This is a genomic window from Candidatus Phytoplasma asiaticum (assembly GCF_015100165.3).
In the GTDB taxonomy this organism is placed as follows: Bacteria; Bacillota_I; Bacilli_A; order Acholeplasmatales; family Acholeplasmataceae; genus Phytoplasma; species Phytoplasma citri.
The window spans coordinates 580,264-599,422 of the sequence record NZ_CP097206.1; the positions used below are offsets into that span (position 1 = coordinate 580,264).

Below are 19,159 nucleotides of genomic sequence, written 5' to 3' on the forward strand. Positions count from 1 at the left end.
CTATCAAAACATCATAAATTTCTTGATTATTACCGCTTAAAATAACTCCAAAATAATTTAGCTATTTTTTGCAATTCTAAAATATTTATTTCTTCTGCTCTAATATTTAGAGGTATCCGGTATTTAACAAAAAAACTAATAATTTCGGATTTAGAAATATTTAAATAATCTTGAAAATTATTAATTAATTGTTTTCTTTTCTGTTTAAAAGCAATTTTTAAAAATTTAAAAAAAACATTATATAAAAAATTTTCTTCTCTTAATGAAAATTGTTTTTTAGTAAATTTCAAAACCATTCCATCTACTTTAGGTTGAGGATAAAAATTAGTTTTCTTAACTATTTTAATAACATCAATAATAGCCAAAGATTGGCAAATAACACTTAAAGAATTATAATTTTTAACAGATGGACCCGATAATATTCTCCATGCCAATTCTTTTTGTAACATTATAGTAAAGCTTTTGATCTGAGATATAGCAAAAATTTTGAATAAAACAGCTGAAACAATATGATAAGGTAAATTGCCTACTAAAACCACTTCTTCTTGTGCGCTACCAAAATATTGTTTAAAATCTTTTTCTATATCACGTTTCAAAAAATTATCATAAATAATATGAATGTTACAATATTCAGGAAAAAATAAAAATTTTTTTAAAGTAAAATCAATTTCATAAGCTAAAATTTTTTTAGCTTTTAAAACCAATAATTTTGTTAAAGCGCCTTTACCGGGACCAATTTCTACTATATTTTTATTAAATATATCAGCAGATTCTACAATTAAATTTAATATTTTCGAATTATTCAAAAAATTTTGGCCATATTTTTTTTTAAAAACATGTTGTTCATTTTTAATCATTGAAATCACGGTAATAAAAAAAATTGCGCATATCTTTATAAGAGTTTTGAAACATTATATTATTAATAAGAACAGATTTAAGACTCAAAGGTTTTATAATATTATCAGTAATATCACCAAAACCGATCAAAATTTGTTCCCCAATATTATCAACATTCTCGCGATAAGTATCTCTTAAAATATTATCATCGTAATAATAAGTATAATAAACCGAATTATCTCTATATTTTTGTTTAATTTTTTTAATAAATTCATAATTTTCAGAAACATTCGGAATACATTTCCAAAAAACAATGCGACGATGCAAAAAATCTTGACAAAGATGAGATAAAATTAAATCTTGACTATCTTGAAACGCAACAATCAAGCTATTAATATAAAAATCATCAATTTTAGAATATAAATCTAAAGATTCTTTATTAGAAAAAAAATTTTTTAACAAAGTGATATCCAATTCAAATGAATAATTATTTTTGATTAAAAATTTAATTCTCTTAAAAATTTGTTCTAAAATAATAGCAAATAATATAATTTTAGAATGGCAATAAACTTGTCTATACATATAATAACGACTCATCAAATAATTTTCAATACTAGAAAGACCACTATTACGGAAAACAATTACTAATTCGTCCGTAGGAAAATCATAAGTTTGTGGAACTTGATAAGCATTAGTGATTTCCATAATACCAATTAAACGATCCGAATCGATATAACCATAACTAACACCAGCAAAAAAAGAATCTCTTTTCAAATAATCTAAACGATCAAAATCCAATTGACTTGTTAATAATTGCTTTAATAAAGTAAATCTTTTACTCTTTTTATCATTCTTAATAATACGGATAGATTGATTGCGTTTTATGCAGCGATTTATCTTTGCTGTTTTATTTACAATCAGCCCCCGTCCAAACCGGACAAGCAAGTTTCCAAGCATCCGGCTTTCCATAATTGATTCTCTTTCGAGAACTAATTTCCCCTCACGGTTGATTAGCTATTTAATTCTTATTGTTCTTGTTTTCTAATATCGTGTATTTGTTAATTGGTTATCTTCTGATGACAATCTTGACACAATACTTCAGTTCTTTTATTCCCGACCCTGTGGCGATGCGCGTTACGAATCATCCCAATGTGATGAATTTGCAGTGGGGTTGTTTTGTCGCAGTTATCACAACGTTCTGCTTTTAGACGGTCAGTTAAATTCGTACGACTTTGGAATATAAATCTATTAATGGTCAATATCGGAATTTCCCTTATAGTTACACATTTTTTTAATTCTGTCCCAAGAATAAACATCCCACGGTTCGTAATGGGTTTTTTCTTTATTAAGATAAGAAATACACCCAAGTCGAACCTATCTTGCATTTCTTATTGTAGTTCTCTTTTAAAGAGTAGCCTTTTGATGAACAATATTGAATTTTATTCAATGTTCGTGAAAGTTTGGTTTCTGGTGAAAACATCGTTGACATTATATATCAACTCCTTTCTTGATACCATTGAATAAATAATCAATTACTTTCTTCCTTCGCCCTATAAGAGTCATTAACTCTCTTCTGGGTAAGACGATTAACTAAATTATTCCAAATTTAGGTTTACCCTTACGACTACTAAAAAGATGCTTTATCCTTGACCATCCGGGCTTTTATTTCCGGATTAGTAAATTTAATTACTTCGTTTTAGGATTCTCCAAGTTACACTAAATTTCGACCTTAATTCCTTAGGGGAAGTATCCTCTTTAGGAGGCTGATTCCAGGTTTTTCTGATAAACTACTCAATACCGAAGTTATGTATTAGTAGGATCTGGACTGTCCGTTTCAGCAACTTCCGAGACAGGTTCTCTTATTACATCAATTTTCCTTCTTAGGCCATCTCAGGCTTGCCCGTAGAATTATTTGGTGGCGGCGTCTTCTTGACTAATTTGCTTTCGTCGCAACCCGCTTTTATGGTCTGCTCTAATCTGGCATTCTTTCGTTTGCTAGACCGACCATCTCCTTTCAGAGTTTATCAACCCTGGCTATTGGTTAGATAGCACGAAATTTAGGCCTCTTTGGCGCCCACTTCGGCCACATCATATTTAAAATTTATATCTATTTGATCTAATACAGAAATAATTTCTTTATTATTAATAATCATTTGAATAGTTTTATCTTCATGATTAATACCGAAAACGTGTTCAAAAATATGAGAATACGAACTATGTCCGATGTCATGTAATAAAGAAGCTACTAATAAAATTAATTTATTCCTTAAAGAAAATTTTTTTTCTATTAATTGAAATTTATGAAATTCTAAAAAACGTCTAGATAATTCATAAACACCTAAACTATGAGTGAAACGAGAATGTTCAGCACCAGGAAAGACCATATGGACACATCCTAATTGTTTAATGCGCCTTAATCTCTGGAAAAGACGAGTATTAATTAGCTCTTCTAAAAACAAATATTCTAAATAAATATACCCATAAACAGGATCTTTGATAACTTCAATCTTTGCAAATTTTCTTGGTTCTTTTGGCCAAAATGATTCTAAAATCACAAATAAAACTCTTTCTTCTATATAAATAATCTTTTTAATTTCTTTTCGCAAATAACTTCTGAGATTTTAAATAATATTTTTTTTATTTATTTAAATAATTTAAAGAATCAAAAGTTATTTTTATAAATAATTTTATAAATTAGACAATTTGTAGTTTTTAAATTATAAAAGTCCAAAATTTTAAATTTAAAAATTTATATTAATTAAAACCAACAAACCTTCTATTTTATTTTAATTAGAGAAATTTATACAGATTTTAAATTAACTTTGTATTGTCATTAATTCTACTAAATCGCCATTTTTTAAATGAAATGCTGAAGCATCATCCGTATCTATATGCAATTCTAAACTAAAATCCACATTGACACGACATAAAACGTTATGCAAAATACCAGCTTTAATACCATCTACTCGAACACTCACTATTTGTTTATCAGTTAAACATAAATCTTTAGCTTCTTTATCAGATAAATGTATATGCCTATCGGCAATAATAACTCCTTCTTTAATAAATAATTTTCCGCATGGACCAATTAAAGTAGCGCTAGCAGAACCTTTAATATCTCCCGAACTCCTAACAGGAGCACCAAATTTATTTCTAATATTATCACTATTACTAATTTCGATTTGAGTAAATTTTCTTAAAGGACCCAAGATACGAACATTTTTAAGAATATGATTATTAGAACTAATAACATCTATTTTTTCGTTAGCAGCAAATTGACCTTTTTGTGTTAAATCTTTAAACCAAGTTAATTTATAATTTTTACCAAATAAAATTTCTAAAGCTTCTAATGACAAATGAGCATGTCTACCCGAAACCCCCACAGGGATCATTTGTTTTTTTAACATAATTATATTCCTTCTATTTTTACAAATTTATCCAAAAATAACAAATTCAATGGGAATTTTTTTATTAAAAATTAATGTTTATATATTCATTTATAAATAACATTTTTTTAAATTTATTCAATAATAATAAAATTTTCCCTGTTAAAATCAATTAACTAACATACATTATAATACTTTTTAGAAATGGTAGCAATATCAAAAAATAGTAGTTTTCAAGAATCATTTAAACAAGTAAAATGTTATAATTAAATAATAAAAATTTAAAAAATATTTTGACAATAAATTTCTTAGTAAGGTGAAAAATATATGAAAGTTGGAATTATAGGATTACCTAATGTAGGTAAATCAAGTTTATTTAATGCATTAACAGGATTAAATATTTTAGAAGCGAATTACCCTTTCGCAACTATCCAGCCTAACATAGCTATGATAGAAGTTCCTGATGAACGTTTAAAATATATTGCAAATTTTTTTAAATCTCAACAAATCGTTAAAACTCAAATACAATTTGTCGACATAGCTGGTTTAGTCCCTGGAGCTTCCAAAGGAGAAGGATTAGGAAATCAATTTTTAAATCATATTCGTAACGTTGATATTCTTTGCCATGTCGTCAAATGTTTTGATGATCAAAAAATTATTCATATTCATGAAAAAATTAATCCTGTATTAGAAAGTCAAATGATCGAAACAGAACTAATTTTAGCTGATTTAGAACAAATTGAACAACGTTTAAATAAAATCTGTCATTCCCCAAAAAAAACACAACAAGAAACAAAATTAGAAATTCAACTTTTACACAAAATTCAAAAAAATTTAAGCCAAAATATCGCTGCTAACGAATTGAACTTAACAAAAGAAGAAATCCAAATAATAAAAAATTTCAATCTATTAACTCTTAAACCTATGATTTATATAGGTAATTTGCCAGAAACTAAAAATAATAATTGGGATCAAAATATTTTTTTTCAACAAATGAATCAGTATAGTTCCAATAATAATAAAAAATTCATTCCTATTTGTATTCTTGAAGCCAAAAAAAATTATTCTTCCGTATCAATTAATAAAAATACACTAGATATTAACCAAAAACAAACATTACTTTCCTCTAAATATGCCTTAGAAAAAATAATTAAAAATAGTTATCAACTTTTAAATTTACAAACATATTTTACTGCTGGATCTAAAGAAACAAGAAGCTGGTCTTTCGTAAAAGGTTCTACGGCTCCTCAATGCGCTAAATCAATACATACAGATTTTCAACGCGGTTTTATCAGAGCAGAAGTTGTAAATTATAACGAAATTGTTAAATATAATAGTATTAACGAAATAAAAGAAAAAGGTAAATTACGTTCAGAAGGTAAAAATTATATAGTTCAAGATGGTGATATCATAAATTTTAAATTTCGTGTCTAACAAATAATAAAAAAACTACTATCTAATTTATTGTATTTATTAGAATCTTTAATCCATTATTACTATAAAAGGAAATATAATATAAAAATGAATCAAAAAGATAAACAAGATAAACATTATACTAATACATTATCTATGCCCAAAACTGATTTTCCTATGAGAGGAAATTTGCCACAAAAAGAACTCGAAATAGAAAAATATTGGTATCAAATCAATTTGTATCAAAAAAATTTAAAAAAAAATCAAAACAATCCCGCATTTATCCTGCATGATGGTCCTCCTTATGCTAACGGTGATATACATATCGGTCATGCTTTAAATAAAATTTTAAAAGATTTCATATTAAGATTTAAAACTATGCAAGGATACAATACACCTTATATACCAGGATGGGATACACATGGATTGCCAATTGAAATTGCAGTTTTAAAAAAAAATTCTCAAAATAAAAATTTAACAACTAATATTTTTAACAAAGAATGCCAAAAATTTGCCTTCCATTTTGTCGAAAAACAAAAAGAAAATTTTAAAAGATTAGGTATTTTAGGGGATTGGAATAATCCTTATTTGACTTGTGATAACAAATATATAGCAAACCAAACTAGAATTTTTGCAAAAATGTTAGAAAAAAAATTAATTTTTAAAAAATTAAAGCCTGTTTATTGGTCTACTTATTTGAATTCCTCTTTAGCTGAATCAGAAATAGAATATCACAAACATCAAACTTGGTCTATTTTTACAACCTTTAAAATAATAAATAATGAATATAAAGATTTTGAACCAAATGTTCAAATTATAATTTGGACCACTAACCCTTGGACTTTATCTTCTAATGAAGCGATTTGTGTCAACCCCAAAGCTCAATATTATTTGATTAATGTCAACAAAAATCAAAAATATATTATAGGAGCTAAAGTTTTACAAAAATTACAAATTAAATTCGATTGGCAAAAAATTGAAATTATTAAAGTTTTAACAGGCCAACAATTAGAAAATTTACAATACGAAAACACTTTATTCAATAAAACAAAAAAAATTATTTTAGGTGATTTTGTTTCCGATCAAGAAGGCACAGGTTTGGTTAGTATCTCGCCAGGACATGGACAAGAAGATTTTGTAATAGGACAAAAATATAATTTAGAAACAAGTCTAAGTATTGATAAAAAAGGCAATATGACAGAATTATCTCCTCAATATCAAGGAATTTTTTTTCAAAAAGCCAATGATTTGATTATAAAAGATTTACAAAAACTAGGACTTTTAATTAAAGCAGAATTAATAGAACATTTATATCCTCATGATAATCGAATTAATAAACCTATTGTTTTCTTAGCTTTATCACAATGGTTTATAGATATCCAGAGTATCAAAAAAGAATTATTAAAAGAAATTAAAAATATCAAATGGTTTCCCAATTGGGGAGAACAAAAAATGTATAATATGATAATAAACCGAGAAGATTGGAATATAAGTAGACAAAGAAAATGGGGAGTACCAATTCCTATATTATATGATGAAAATCAAAAACCCATTCTAGATATCAAAATAATTAACCATTTTGCTGATTTATTCGAAAAATACGGAAAAGTAATTTGGCATGAATGGGAAATTTCAAAATTATTACCCGAACAATATATTAAAAAAAATAATAAATATCATTTATTTACTAAAGATATTGATATTATAGATGTTTGGTTTGATTCTGGCACTTCATATAATGTTATACAAAATATTTCTTCAAATTTTTTCCCAGCCGATTTATATCTAGAAGGTTCAGATCAATATAGAGGATGGTTCAATTCATCTTTAATTACTTCGGTAGCCGCATTTAATAAAGCGGCATATCGAAAAATTATTACTCACGGTTTCGTTCTTGATGGCCAAGGGCAAAAAATGAGCAAATCAAAAAAAAATATTATAGAACCACAAACCATCATAAAACAAAGCGGAGCTGATATATTAAGATTATGGGTAGCCAGCACTAATTATAAAAATGATGTTAAAATAGATTATTCTATTTTAAAACAAATAGAAGAAAAATATCGAAAAATAAGAAATACTTTGCGATTTATGTTAGGTAATTTATACGATTTCAATATACAAACGGACTATATATCTTTTTCCAAAAGAACTTCTTTACATAAATTAATAATTCTCGAATTTAAACAAATAATTAAACAAATTATCGAAGCATACGAAAGTTATAATTTTGAAAAAATTATAAGTTTAATATATCTCTTTATAACTACTAAAATAAGTTCTTTTTATTTAGATTTTGCCAAAGATATTTTGTATATTGAAATCCCTAATTGTAAAGAACGAAGAACTATTCAATCGAATATATATGATTTATTATTAGATTTATTGATTGTTTTGACACCAATTATACCTCATACAACTTCAGAAGCTTATAATTATCTAAATGTTAACGAAAGCTTAAAAAAAGAAGATGTTTACTTAGAAAATATGCCTAAAATAACAGAAATCGATAACTTTATAAACACATTTAAACAACAAGATACTAATTCAGAAAAACAAAAAGCTTATCAAAAGTTTTTAGAGTTAAGAGATATAGTACTAAAAAAATTAGAAGATGCTAGAAAAAATCAAATTATTAATAAATCTTTAGAAGCCAAAATCATTTTAGAACTAACAACAGATTATTTAAACGCAATCACAAAATTAAAAATAAATAATTGTTTACATCAATTATTGATTGTATCAGAAATTCAAATTATAGAATCATGCCAAATGAAAATTAAAATTATTAAATCTACAGGAAAAACCTGTCCTCGCTGTTGGAATGTAATAAATTATAATACCTTTAGCGAATTATGTAATCGCTGTAATTCAGTAATAAATAATTTAAAAAAATAACCAATAATTACGTAAAAAACAAAAAATTTAAATAAAGGAGTAAAATTTACTTTTACTCCCATCTTTTTTAAAATATTTTTTGATTATTAGCAATCAATTGATCTTATAACAGGAACAAAAACAGGAATCCCCAAACTTTTTTTAAAATTATTATGATTTATTGATTTATTAATAATCTCGTTATTATATTTAAAATTTAATTCATCTATTTTTTGTTTTAAACTATCGATATCCTGTGTAATTTGTGTTTCAGAAACATTAGAATCATCAATAATTTTAAATTTTAAAACATTTACTTCTTTCAATAATTTTTGTTGTTCTGATTCTAGCGAAACAGGCTGATAATCCTTACTATTCAAAATAAGATCTAATTTCTCTAGATCTTTTACCAATTTTTGACGAAATATTATCTTACCATATTTAAAATTTAATTCATCTATTTTTTGTTTTAAACTATCGATATCCTGTGTAATTTGTGTTTCAGAAACATTAGAATCATCAATAATTTTAAATTTTAAAACATTTACTTCTTTCAATAATTTTTGTTGTTCTGATTCTAGCGAAACAGGCTGATAATCCTTACTATTCAAAATAAGATCTAATTTCTCTAGATCTTTTACCAATTTTTGACGAAATATTATCTTACCATATTTAAAATTTAATTCATCTATTTTTTGTTTTAAACTATCGATATCCTGTGTAATTTGTGTTTCAGAAACATTAGAATCATCAATAATTTTAAATTTTAAAACATTTACTTCTTTCAATAATTTTTGTTGTTCTGATTCTAGCGAAACAGGCTGATAATCCTTACTATTCAAAATAAGATCTAATTTCTCTAGATCTTTTACAAATTTTTGACGAAAAAAAACATTATTATCAGAATAATTATTAGGTAATGCTGTTAATTGATGTAATTTTTCTGTAGAAAAATTTGGTAAACTTATAATTTTTGACAACGGAGTAAAATTAAATTTTCGAATAAAAAATAAACTCATTAATAACAAAATAAAAAATATTAAAATAAGTAATGAAGTAAAAAAAAATCCTCTAGGTGAAGATATTTTATTTTGAAAATCATTGTTAGAAGAAGCATAAGATGAACTGTAATAAGAATTAGAAGACAACTTATTGAAAAACCTTAATTTCGGCAATAAACGTAAAATATTAACAATTAAACTAATAAACCAAATAATTAAATAAACTACAATAAAAATAATTAACCAAAAAATTATATTCACAAAATAATTATAATAATTTTGAATAAAACTAAAAATATTACTCAAATAAAATATAGCTTTTTGCACATTCACAACAAAAACTCCTTTTTTATTACAAATTTAAAAAATATTTGAAAAAATTAAACAAATTTTAATTTAAAAAAGAAATTTTATTTTTAAAAATCTAACAAAATTTAAAATTTTTTTTATATTTATAGGAAAAATAAATATAATTTTACTTTGTTTAATAATTATTAAAAAAAATTAAATTATTTAATACTACAACAAAATCACCTCCTTAAATAATCAAGAAATTAAATTTACCAAACTATAAATTAGTTTTATTAATAGTGTTTTATTTGACATTGTTTTTCTTATTTGTTAGAATAAAACCTAGAGTATATCATCATTTCAATTTAATAAAATTTAATTTTTATAATAAAAAATTTACATATTAATTAATTTATAATTTTTATTTTTTTATTATAGAATATTAAAATTTCTATTAAAATTTAATTTGACAAAATTAATTATTTTTGATTTATAAAGCTATAATCTAACAATGTAATTAAGATTTAAAATATTTTTATTAGAAAAAACTGTATAAAAAAGGAGCAAAAAATCAATAAACATGAAAGAATACGAATTAATGTACATTATAAAACCAAATATAAGCCTAGAAAAAGCTCAAGAAATAGTAGAAAATTTAAACAAAAATTTTCTTAAAAATAAAGATATTAATTATTTCGAAGAAATTAATTCAACTTCTGTAGAGTTAAAAGAATTAGCTTATCCGATTAAAAAATTTAAACAAGGTTATTATGTACAATCCACAATCAAAGCAGATAATACATTTGTAGAAAAATTTAATCAATTAATGAAAATAACTGAAGAAATAATTCGTTTTTTAATTATCAAAAAATAAAGAAAATACACAAATAGGAGATAGTAATGATAAATAGGGTATTTTTAATAGGAAGAATCACTAAAGATCCTGAAATAAGATTTACAAAAGAAACTAACATACCTTATGTTGTTTTTAATTTAATCGTGGATAGAGAATACACAAATCAAGAAGGAAAAAAAGAATCAGATATAATTCGTTGTATTGTTTGGGACAAACAAGCAGAAAATTTAACCAAATACATTAATAAAGGTAGTTTATTAGCTGTAGAAGGTAAAGTTAGAACAGAAATATACGAAGATCCTAACAATAACCAAAAAACCAATTTCGATACCAAAATCGTATGCAAGAATATTAAATTTTTAGAAAGCAAAGAATATTCTGATTATAAAAAAAATAAACAAAAAAATGAATATTCTAATAATTTAAATATTGAAAGAACATTAGTAAACAATAGAGATATTAAAAATAATAAAGATTTCAATAATAAAGAAGTAGATGATGATGATGATTCGCTTTTTTAAATATTTAATAATTTTAAAAAATAATAAATACTAATTTTAACTAAGGAATGTAAATAAAATATAATATGCAAATGATTCGAAAAAAATATTTTAAAAAACGTCGTAAAGTATGTTTTTTTAAACAAAATAAATTTACCGATATAGATTTTAAAAATATAGAAATTCTAAAAAAATTTATAAGTAGTGAAGGTAAAATTTTACCATCCAGAATAACCGGAGTATGCGCTAAATGGCAAAGAAAATTAGCAATAGCTATAAAAAGAGCGCGTCATATGGCCTTAATACCTTTTGTGGAAAAATAAAATATTTATAAATAATAAACAAGTTATTTAAAAAAACTTGTTTTGTTTTTTTATATAATAGAATTATCTTTATTTTTAACCCGTGTTTTTTTTAGAAAAGAGAGTTTAATTATTAATTATGTTAACATTAAGAAAAAAAAATCTCAATTATAAAAAAATTTTTTTATTTATAATTTTGATTGGTACATTTTTATATATGACCTTCCTTGATTATGATAACATCAAATTATTAATTCATAACCCAAATAAAGAAATTCAAGAAGTAAAAAAAATTATTATTAAATTATTTTTTAGCATTTTAGGAAAATTAGTTATTTTTTTTATCATTTTAAGCATTTATATGCATTTTCAAAGAAGTTTAAAGATTAAAAGATTACAAAAAAGATTATCTTTGTGGTCCAAATTATCTTATTATATAGATAAAATAGGCGAAGAAGTATTCAACGAATTAACTATAGGAATTATCGTAATTAATACGACAAACAATACTATTGAATGGATAAATACTTACGCTAATAAAATATTTAATAATCCTGATATTAATACTTCTTTAAACTTAATAAATAAACAAATGGCCGAATTATTAAATACTCAAGATAAAGAGAAACAAATAGTTTTAAATATAGGAAATAAATTTTTTGATTGTCTATATAAAAAAGAATTTAATGTTTTTTATTTATTTGATGTAACCCAAAGAGAAAAAATACAAATTCTTTATCATCAAGCTACACCTGCTTTAATATTTTTATCCTTTGATAATTTAGAAAATTCTTTAAAAAATTTAGACTTTTCTGAACAATCACAAATCAAAGTAGAATATTTAAGTGCTATTTCAGATTTTTTCGAAATTTATGAAAGTTATTTAAAGCAATTATCAGATGATAAATTTTTACTTTTATTAAAAAGAGAACAATTAGAAAATATGATATTAGAAAAATTTTCAATTTTAAAAAATATCAGAAATATTTCTGAAAAATATAAATTAAACATAACTTTATCTATGGGAATTGCTTGTTATAACTTACCTTTTAACCAATTAGCTTATTATTCTCAAAGTGCATTAGAATTAGCTCAAAAAAGAGGCGGAGATCAAGTAGTCGTTAATATTGAAAATCAAAAAATTCAATATTTCGGAGCCACTAAAGCTTCTTTAAATACAAACTCTAAAATCATATCTAGAGTTAATTCGGAAATTATTAAAGATCTGATTCAAAAACATCATAATTGTTTTTTCATGAGTCATAAAAATCCAGATTTAGATGCTTTTGGTTCAATGATTGCTATTTATAAAATAGCATCTTCATTAAATAACAATCAAGATCATTATATTATCATGGATATAAACTTAATGGAGAAAAATTTCCAAAATATTTATGAAATTTTAAATCAAGAAAATCCTAATCTTTTCAAAAATATTATTGATGTTCAAAAAGCAAATAAAATGATAAATAAAAATTCCTTAATTATTATCGTAGATAATCAACATTTAGAAATTTTAGATAACAAAGAATTATTAACTTTAACCGATAATGTAATCATTATTGATCATCATCGTTCTTCAGAAAAAATTATTTCAAACAAATTCGCCTATATAGATGCCTCCGCTTCATCAACCGTAGAAATGATAATGGAATTAATATTTTTTTTAAACCATCCAGTATATATTTCTCCTTTAGAAGCGACTATTATGTACGGAGGTATGATTATTGATACTAATTATTTTACTTCTCGAACTAGCGAAAGAACTTTAGAAGTGGCATCGCGTTTAATTAATATGGGAGCGGAAAGTCAAAAAATTAAATTATGGTTAAGACAAAGTTATGATCAAATTTTAGAAATGAATCAATTATTATCTCGTATGGAGATTTACATGAAAAAATTTGCTATCATTACAAGTAATAAACCAATTGATGATCGTTCATTTTTAGCTAAAGTAGCAGAAAATTCTTTAAATGTACAAAATATTGAAGCAGCTTTTGTAATAGGAGAATTATCATCTACTCATCAAATAGGAATTAGTGCTAGATCCTGTAACGATAATATTAATGTTCAAATTGTTATGGAACAAATGAATGGAGGAGGACATATCAATAGCGCAGCTGCTCAAATTACAAATGCTAATATTAATGATGTTGTATTAGAATTAAAAACAATTTTGAAAAATGAATATCAAGAAGGAAATGAGAATATGAAAATTATTTTATTAGAAGATTTAGCTGATAAAGGTAAAAAAGAAGAAATTATTCAAGTTAATGCTGGTTTTGGTAATTATTTAATTAGAACCCAAAAAGCTCTTTTAGCAAATCCTCAAAATATTGAAAAATTAAAACAAAATAAAAAAATCCAAGAAGAAAAAGAACAACAAAAAATTCTCTTAATGACCAAACTAAAAGAAGAAATAGAAGATAAATCAATTACTATTCAAATCCAAATAGGTCCTAATGGAGAAATGCACGGAAAAATCACTCCTAAACACATTATAGATGAACTTTATAAAAGCCATAATATTTTATTAGATAAACCTAAAATCATTTTAGATAACGAAATAAATTCTTTAGGCATCTACAAAGCTAATATTATTTTGAAAGATAACATCATAGCTAATTTAACAATTAATGTAAAAGCTAAAAAATCATGAACGAAAATATAAAACTGCCTTATTACGCGGAAGCAGAAAAATCCATTTTAGGAATTATTTTTTTAGAACCAAAACAAATTATTAATGTATTAGGTCGTTTAGAGGTTAGTGATTTTTTTAATCTTAATAACCAAAAAATTTTCCAAGCAATTCAAGAATTATTTGAAACATCAAAATCTATAGATTATTATTCAGTATATACATTACTACAAAATAAAAATATTCATATAGATGGCGGACAAAACTATTTAATTCAATTAGGAGAAATAATTCCATCTATTTATCATTTGGAAACATACATTAATTTGGTTAATGAAGCATCTATCAAACGAAATATTATTCAAACTGCTTCTTCTATTGTGCATGAAGGTTTAAATAATCCTGACATCGAGCCACAAATTTTTTTAAATTTAGCGGAAGAAAAAATTTTCCAAATTTCTAATAAAAGTAAAAATAATAATTTTGTTAAAATTAATAATTTAATAGAAACAGTACAAGAAAAAACTCTAAACAATTTACAAAATAAAAATATTATTGGCATAAGTACTGGTTATACAAATTTAGATGAAGTAACTTTAGGATTGAAAAAAGAAGAATTAATTATTATTGCCGCTAGACCTTCTATGGGTAAAAGTAGTTTCATGACTAATTTAGCAATTAAAATGGCTCAAAATAATAATGATTCTCAAACCTATGTAGCTATTTTTAGTTTAGAAATGTCCAATGAACAATTAGTAACAAGAATATTAAGTTCTCAAAGCGAAATACCTCATAAAAACATTCAATTAGGATTATTAAATCAAAATCAAAAATTATTACTAAAAGTAACAGCTGATAAACTTAAAAAATTAAACATCTATTTTGATGATTCAGTAGCAGTCAATATTTTAGATATAAGAACGCAATGCCGTAAATTAAAACATCAAAACAAATTAGACGTAGTCATTATTGATTATTTGCAATTAATTCGAAAAAATAATCCAAATAATCGTCAATCTAGCTTTAATAATCGTCAAGAAGAAGTTTCTGATATTTCTAAAAGTTTAAAACAAATGGCTCGTGAATTAAAAATACCAGTTATAGCTTTATCTCAATTATCTAGAGAGGTAGAAAAAAGAGAAGATAAAAAACCTATTCTATCAGATTTAAGAGATTCAGGAAGCATTGAGCAAGATGCTGATATAGTCATGTTTCTATACAGAAAAGGATACTATTCAAAAGAAAAATATAGCGAATATAATATCGATTTAGGGCATACAGAATTAATTATTGCTAAAAATCGCCAAGGTATAACAAGTACTAAATTTTTTAATTTTGATTCTAATTGTTTATTATTTAATGAAACTGACCATTTAATAGAATGAAAAAAATAGGATGATATAGCCATTTAGATGTTTGAGAAATTAGAATTAATCAAAAAAAAATATTTAAAAAATCAAAAAAAAATATTAGAAAATCCAGAAAATTTTCAAAATATTGATTTATTAAAAGAACTAAATAAACTCCAAAAAATTGTTTTTGTTTACGAAGAATATATTCAATTAGAAAAAGAATATCAAAAAATACAAAAAACATTATCTAAACAAAATGATCAAATTCAGGATCAAGAAATAATTCAACTATTAGAAACAGAAAAAAATAATTTAAACAACCAAATACAAAATAAAACTAATCAATTAGAAAAATTATTATCTCCAGAAAAATATAACACAGAAGATAAACAAAATGTAATTGTAGAAATTAAAAAAGGTATCGGAGGACAAGAATCTAATTTATTTGTCGCAGATTTATTTCGAGCTTATAAAAAATATGTAGAAGATAAAAAATGGAAATTAGACATAATCAATCTATTATCCACTCCTAAAGAAGGGATTTCATCTGTCGAATTTGTAATTAAAGGAAAAAATGTTTTTTATTATCTTAAATATGAATCCGGAATACACCGGGTACAACGAATTCCGAAAACAGAAAATAAAGGGAGAATACATACATCTACAGCTAAAATATTAGTAATTCCTAACGATAATCATCCTAAAATAGAAATTAATTGGAATGACATTAGAGTAGATACTTTTAATGCTAGCGGCCCCGGAGGACAATCTGTTAATACCACAAAATCAGCAGTAAGATTAACACATTTACCTACAGGTATTAGCACAGCATGCCAAATAGCTAAAAGTCAACACGAAAACAAAGAAAAAGCTTTTCAATTATTAACTAATAAAATTTATTATCAAAAACAATCTGAACAAAAACAAAAACAAAATCAAATTAAAAAAAATTTAATAGGAAAAAGCGATAGAAGTGAAAAAATAAGAACTTATGACTATCCAAATAATAAAATAACAGATCATAGAATAAATTTATCAATATATAAACTGAATGATTTTATGGAAGGGAATATAGATTTAATTATAAAACCTTTACTAGAAGAGTTTCAACAAAAAAAATGGAAAGATAACTTTTAAATAATTTATGAAAATCTTAAATAATATAATTATTTTTCCCACAGATACTGTGTATGGAATGGGTGCACCTTGGAATGATAATCAAAGTTTAAATCAAATTTATCAATTAAAAAAAAGAGATCTAAACAAACCAATGGCTCTTTTATTTTATAATTTAGAACAAATAAAAAATATTATCGAAATCAATAACCAAATAAAAAAAATATCTAAAAAATTTTGGCCAGGCCCTTTAACTTTAATAGTTAACACTAAAAAAAAATATTTTCAACTAACTAAAGAAAATAAAATCGGAATTAGAATACCCAATCACCCTATAGCTCTTGAAATATTAAAAAAAGAAGGACCTTTAAAAACCACTTCTGTCAATCAAAGCGGACAACCACCTTTGAATAATTTTAAAATTATTAAACAACTTTATCAATATAAAGTGAAAAAAATATTACCCAATAATTATAATTCATCTAACATACCTTCCGCAGTTATAGAAATAACTAATAATAATTTTAAAATATTAAGAACAGGGTCTATAGATATACAAGAATTTGTTAAAATATTAATTGATTAAAAAATAATAAATTTGTATTGATTTAAATTTAAAAATCCTCTAGATCTTGATTATAAATAATTCTTTTAACAAAAACATCTGAACATTCCGAAAATGGAATAAAACCGATTTTTAAGTTATAACAAAATTTAAAATTTAACAAAAATAATTTATAAACCAATTCCATATTTAAATTATTTATTTCTTTTAAAAAAAAAGAAGTTTTAGCCAGAGAAAGTTTGCACCAAGAAGATATTAATGAAACATTATTATTTTTTAAAGAATAAAAATAAATTAAAATTAATTCTTGTAATGTTTTAATAATTTGAAAAAAAAACAGAAAAAAATTTGGAAATTTATTTATCAAATCAATAAATAATAAATAACTTTCTAAATTTTTTTGAGATACTAATAATTTAATTAAAGATAAAATATTTTCATTTGGCTCGTAAAAAATTAAATCTTTAATTATTTTCGGATCATCAATCGTTTTATCCTTGAAATAATAAGATTTTATTTTATTTATTTCTTGTTCTAATAAAAATAAATCACCTCGATAATGATTAATTAATTCTTTAGTGAGAATAGATTTTATATTAAAAGACATTTGAAAATTATCATCTTCAAATGATTTCGAAATATAATTATACAAATCTCGAGAATTATTAATCGCAAAAACTTCTTCTACATGCATGAAACATTTTAATTTATTATATAAATATATAAAATTAACGATATTATAATCTAAACTAACAAATAAAATAATATTTTGATGAGGTTTTTCAAGAAAATTAAACAAAAAAGACAAATCTACTTTATTTTTCAATTCTAACAAAACAGAAATATTCTCTATAAAAATAATTTTTTTATTCAAAAAAGAATTAAAAGTATATAAATGTTTTTTAAGGTCAGAAATAATTTTAGAATATTCAATAACATCGAATTTAAACAACCAAAAAGAATAATTTTGCTGGAAAGATAAAGAAATAATTTGTTGTTTTCTTTTTTCCAAAAAAAATAATTGTTTATAACATAATAAAGTAGTAGACAACACTTATTAAAGCCCCCCTTATTACTAAAAAAAATCAATCATAATCGATAGCACGAGGATGACATTTTAAATAAATCTTTTTTAGACGTTTTTGACTAATATGGGTATAAATTTGAGTAGTAGTTATATCTTCATGACCTAAAATTTTTTGTAAAATCCTTAAATCCATACCATTTTCTAACAAATGTGTAGCAAAAGAATGTCTTAAAGTATGAGGAGAACACGCAGATAATTTAGATAATAAAATATTTTTTTTAAAAATTTTGTAACAACCTTGTCTAGATAAACGAAGACCGTGATAATTTAAAAAAACCCAATCATTATTTTTATCTTGACATAAACTTAATGAAGGTCTAATTTTTTTTAAATAATAATAAAATAATTTGGCAACATGTTTAGTAATAGGTACTAATCTTTCTTTATTACCTTTGCCAATAATAAAAATCTGCAATTTTTCTAAATATAAAGATGATAAAGTTAAATTTAAAATTTCGGATATTCTTAGACCTGAACTATACATTAATTCAAACATTAATTTATTACGAAAACTTATAAAAGAAGAATTATCATTTTTTATTGTATTTAAAAAAATAATAATTTCTTCAAAAGATAATACAATTGGTAATTTTCTAGTAATTTTAGGAATTTTCCAATTTTCAACAATATTTCGATTTATACATTTTTCTAACAACCAAAAAAAATGCATTTTTTTAATAACAATAATCTTACGCGCTATAGTTCTACTACTTAGATCGTTATTTTTAGAAATATAATTAAGAAAATCAGAAACGTGATTTTTTTGTATTTTATTAGGAGAATTTAATTTTAAAATATGAAATAAAAAATTCAAATATTGCCGAGAATCAATTAAATAAGCATTTATAGTATTTTGTGATAATAATAACTCTTTTAGCAAATAAATTCTAAATTTTTCTAAATTATTTTCAATCATTATATTCACAATAAATTCCTTA

The 19,159-nt window shown here is 23.5% G+C and carries 17 protein-coding genes and 1 pseudogene; 9 read left to right on the top strand and 9 right to left on the bottom strand.

Features of this window, described 5'->3' with window-relative positions; translation table 11 throughout:
* Positions 1–29: 29 nt before the first annotated feature.
* From rsmA to pduL, 6 genes and pseudogenes are all read right to left on the bottom strand, one after another.
* Positions 30–857 carry a 16S rRNA (adenine(1518)-N(6)/adenine(1519)-N(6))-dimethyltransferase RsmA gene (rsmA, locus tag H7686_RS02465; protein ID WP_193622099.1) on the bottom strand — a complete coding sequence of 276 codons (828 nt, stop codon included), beginning with the start codon at positions 855–857 and terminating at the stop codon, positions 30–32.
* The gene (locus tag H7686_RS02470; RefSeq protein WP_444517539.1) at positions 850–1,806 is read right to left on the bottom strand and encodes an HD domain-containing protein; all 957 of its coding nucleotides are present in this window, start codon (positions 1,804–1,806) and stop codon (positions 850–852) included. Before H7686_RS02470 ends, rsmA begins: the two co-directional genes overlap by 8 nt.
* An 89-nt stretch (positions 1,807–1,895) precedes the next feature.
* Positions 1,896–2,153: a hypothetical protein gene (locus tag H7686_RS02475; RefSeq protein ID WP_444517540.1), complete on the bottom strand. Its 258-nt coding sequence runs from the start codon at positions 2,151–2,153 to the stop codon at positions 1,896–1,898.
* A gap of 29 nt (positions 2,154–2,182) precedes the next feature.
* Entirely contained in the window at positions 2,183–2,326 is a 144-nt protein-coding gene (locus H7686_RS02480) for a hypothetical protein (protein ID WP_444517541.1), read from the bottom strand.
* A 574-nt stretch (positions 2,327–2,900) separates the two neighbouring features.
* A pseudogene (locus tag H7686_RS02485) lies at positions 2,901–3,392 on the bottom strand (HD domain-containing protein); the annotation flags it as partial.
* A 261-nt stretch (positions 3,393–3,653) separates the two neighbouring features.
* Positions 3,654–4,244 (bottom strand): phosphate propanoyltransferase, encoded by a 591-nt coding sequence (gene pduL, locus H7686_RS02490; RefSeq protein WP_193622043.1) that lies wholly within the window; start codon positions 4,242–4,244, stop codon positions 3,654–3,656.
* A 306-nt stretch (positions 4,245–4,550) separates the two neighbouring features.
* Here pduL and ychF point away from each other — a divergent pair, with 306 nt between their 5' ends.
* Complete coding sequence (ychF, locus tag H7686_RS02495; RefSeq protein WP_193622044.1) at positions 4,551–5,657, top strand: redox-regulated ATPase YchF; 1,107 nt, start codon at positions 4,551–4,553, stop codon at positions 5,655–5,657.
* Between the two features lie 87 nt (positions 5,658–5,744).
* Positions 5,745–8,534 (top strand): isoleucine--tRNA ligase, encoded by a 2,790-nt coding sequence (ileS, locus tag H7686_RS02500; RefSeq protein ID WP_193622045.1) that lies wholly within the window; start codon positions 5,745–5,747, stop codon positions 8,532–8,534.
* Positions 8,535–8,620: 86 nt separating this feature from the next.
* Here the strand turns inward: ileS and H7686_RS02505 are convergent, their stop codons facing one another.
* Entirely contained in the window at positions 8,621–9,847 is a 1,227-nt protein-coding gene (locus H7686_RS02505; protein ID WP_212304304.1) for a hypothetical protein, read from the bottom strand.
* A 538-nt stretch (positions 9,848–10,385) separates the two neighbouring features.
* Between H7686_RS02505 and rpsF the strand changes: the two genes are divergently transcribed.
* The 7 genes from rpsF (at position 10,386) to H7686_RS02540 (ending at position 17,155) form a co-directional block, all read left to right on the top strand.
* Positions 10,386–10,679: a 30S ribosomal protein S6 gene (rpsF, locus tag H7686_RS02510; protein ID WP_193622047.1), complete on the top strand. Its 294-nt coding sequence runs from the start codon at positions 10,386–10,388 to the stop codon at positions 10,677–10,679.
* Positions 10,680–10,705: 26 nt separating this feature from the next.
* Positions 10,706–11,182: a single-stranded DNA-binding protein gene (locus H7686_RS02515; protein ID WP_193622048.1), complete on the top strand. Its 477-nt coding sequence runs from the start codon at positions 10,706–10,708 to the stop codon at positions 11,180–11,182.
* A 65-nt stretch (positions 11,183–11,247) separates the two neighbouring features.
* Positions 11,248–11,484: a 30S ribosomal protein S18 gene (gene rpsR, locus H7686_RS02520; RefSeq protein ID WP_212304306.1), complete on the top strand. Its 237-nt coding sequence runs from the start codon at positions 11,248–11,250 to the stop codon at positions 11,482–11,484.
* A gap of 118 nt (positions 11,485–11,602) precedes the next feature.
* Positions 11,603–14,122, top strand: coding sequence for a 50S ribosomal protein L9 (gene rplI, locus H7686_RS02525; protein WP_249175860.1), 2,520 nt, complete (start codon positions 11,603–11,605; stop codon positions 14,120–14,122).
* Positions 14,119–15,486 carry a replicative DNA helicase gene (gene dnaB / locus H7686_RS02530; protein ID WP_193622049.1) on the top strand — a complete coding sequence of 456 codons (1,368 nt, stop codon included), beginning with the start codon at positions 14,119–14,121 and terminating at the stop codon, positions 15,484–15,486. The genes rplI and dnaB overlap by 4 nt, the downstream gene beginning before the upstream one ends.
* Positions 15,487–15,513: 27 nt before the next feature.
* Positions 15,514–16,590 (top strand): peptide chain release factor 1, encoded by a 1,077-nt coding sequence (gene prfA / locus H7686_RS02535; protein WP_193622050.1) that lies wholly within the window; start codon positions 15,514–15,516, stop codon positions 16,588–16,590.
* 7 nt (positions 16,591–16,597) lie between these two features.
* Positions 16,598–17,155, top strand: coding sequence for an L-threonylcarbamoyladenylate synthase (locus H7686_RS02540; protein WP_193622051.1), 558 nt, complete (start codon positions 16,598–16,600; stop codon positions 17,153–17,155).
* A gap of 28 nt (positions 17,156–17,183) precedes the next feature.
* On the opposite strand, the gene H7686_RS02545 is transcribed toward H7686_RS02540, so the two are convergent.
* Positions 17,184–18,188, bottom strand: a complete 1,005-nt coding sequence (locus tag H7686_RS02545) for a DNA polymerase III subunit delta (RefSeq protein WP_193622052.1) — start codon at positions 18,186–18,188, stop codon at positions 17,184–17,186.
* Between the two features lie 31 nt (positions 18,189–18,219).
* Positions 18,220–19,137, bottom strand: a complete 918-nt coding sequence (locus H7686_RS02550; protein ID WP_249175861.1) for a tyrosine-type recombinase/integrase — start codon at positions 19,135–19,137, stop codon at positions 18,220–18,222.
* Positions 19,138–19,159 lie beyond the last annotated feature (22 nt).

Coding starts and splice junctions, on each gene's coding strand:
- pduL (WP_193622043.1), bottom strand. CDS start 4,244: ATGTTAAAAAAACAAATGATCCCTGTGGGGGTTTCGGGTAGACATGCT.
- ileS (WP_193622045.1), top strand. CDS start 5,745: ATGAATCAAAAAGATAAACAAGATAAACATTATACTAATACATTATCT.
- H7686_RS02470 (WP_444517539.1), bottom strand. CDS start 1,806: ATGGAAAGCCGGATGCTTGGAAACTTGCTTGTCCGGTTTGGACGGGGG.
- dnaB (WP_193622049.1), top strand. CDS start 14,119: ATGAACGAAAATATAAAACTGCCTTATTACGCGGAAGCAGAAAAATCC.
- H7686_RS02475 (WP_444517540.1), bottom strand. CDS start 2,153: ATGTTTATTCTTGGGACAGAATTAAAAAAATGTGTAACTATAAGGGAA.
- prfA (WP_193622050.1), top strand. CDS start 15,514: ATGTTTGAGAAATTAGAATTAATCAAAAAAAAATATTTAAAAAATCAA.
- rpsF (WP_193622047.1), top strand. CDS start 10,386: ATGAAAGAATACGAATTAATGTACATTATAAAACCAAATATAAGCCTA.
- rpsR (WP_212304306.1), top strand. CDS start 11,248: ATGCAAATGATTCGAAAAAAATATTTTAAAAAACGTCGTAAAGTATGT.
- H7686_RS02540 (WP_193622051.1), top strand. CDS start 16,598: ATGAAAATCTTAAATAATATAATTATTTTTCCCACAGATACTGTGTAT.
- rsmA (WP_193622099.1), bottom strand. CDS start 857: ATGATTAAAAATGAACAACATGTTTTTAAAAAAAAATATGGCCAAAAT.
- H7686_RS02515 (WP_193622048.1), top strand. CDS start 10,706: ATGATAAATAGGGTATTTTTAATAGGAAGAATCACTAAAGATCCTGAA.
- rplI (WP_249175860.1), top strand. CDS start 11,603: ATGTTAACATTAAGAAAAAAAAATCTCAATTATAAAAAAATTTTTTTA.
- H7686_RS02480 (WP_444517541.1), bottom strand. CDS start 2,326: ATGTCAACGATGTTTTCACCAGAAACCAAACTTTCACGAACATTGAAT.
- ychF (WP_193622044.1), top strand. CDS start 4,551: ATGAAAGTTGGAATTATAGGATTACCTAATGTAGGTAAATCAAGTTTA.
- H7686_RS02550 (WP_249175861.1), bottom strand. CDS start 19,137: ATGATTGAAAATAATTTAGAAAAATTTAGAATTTATTTGCTAAAAGAG.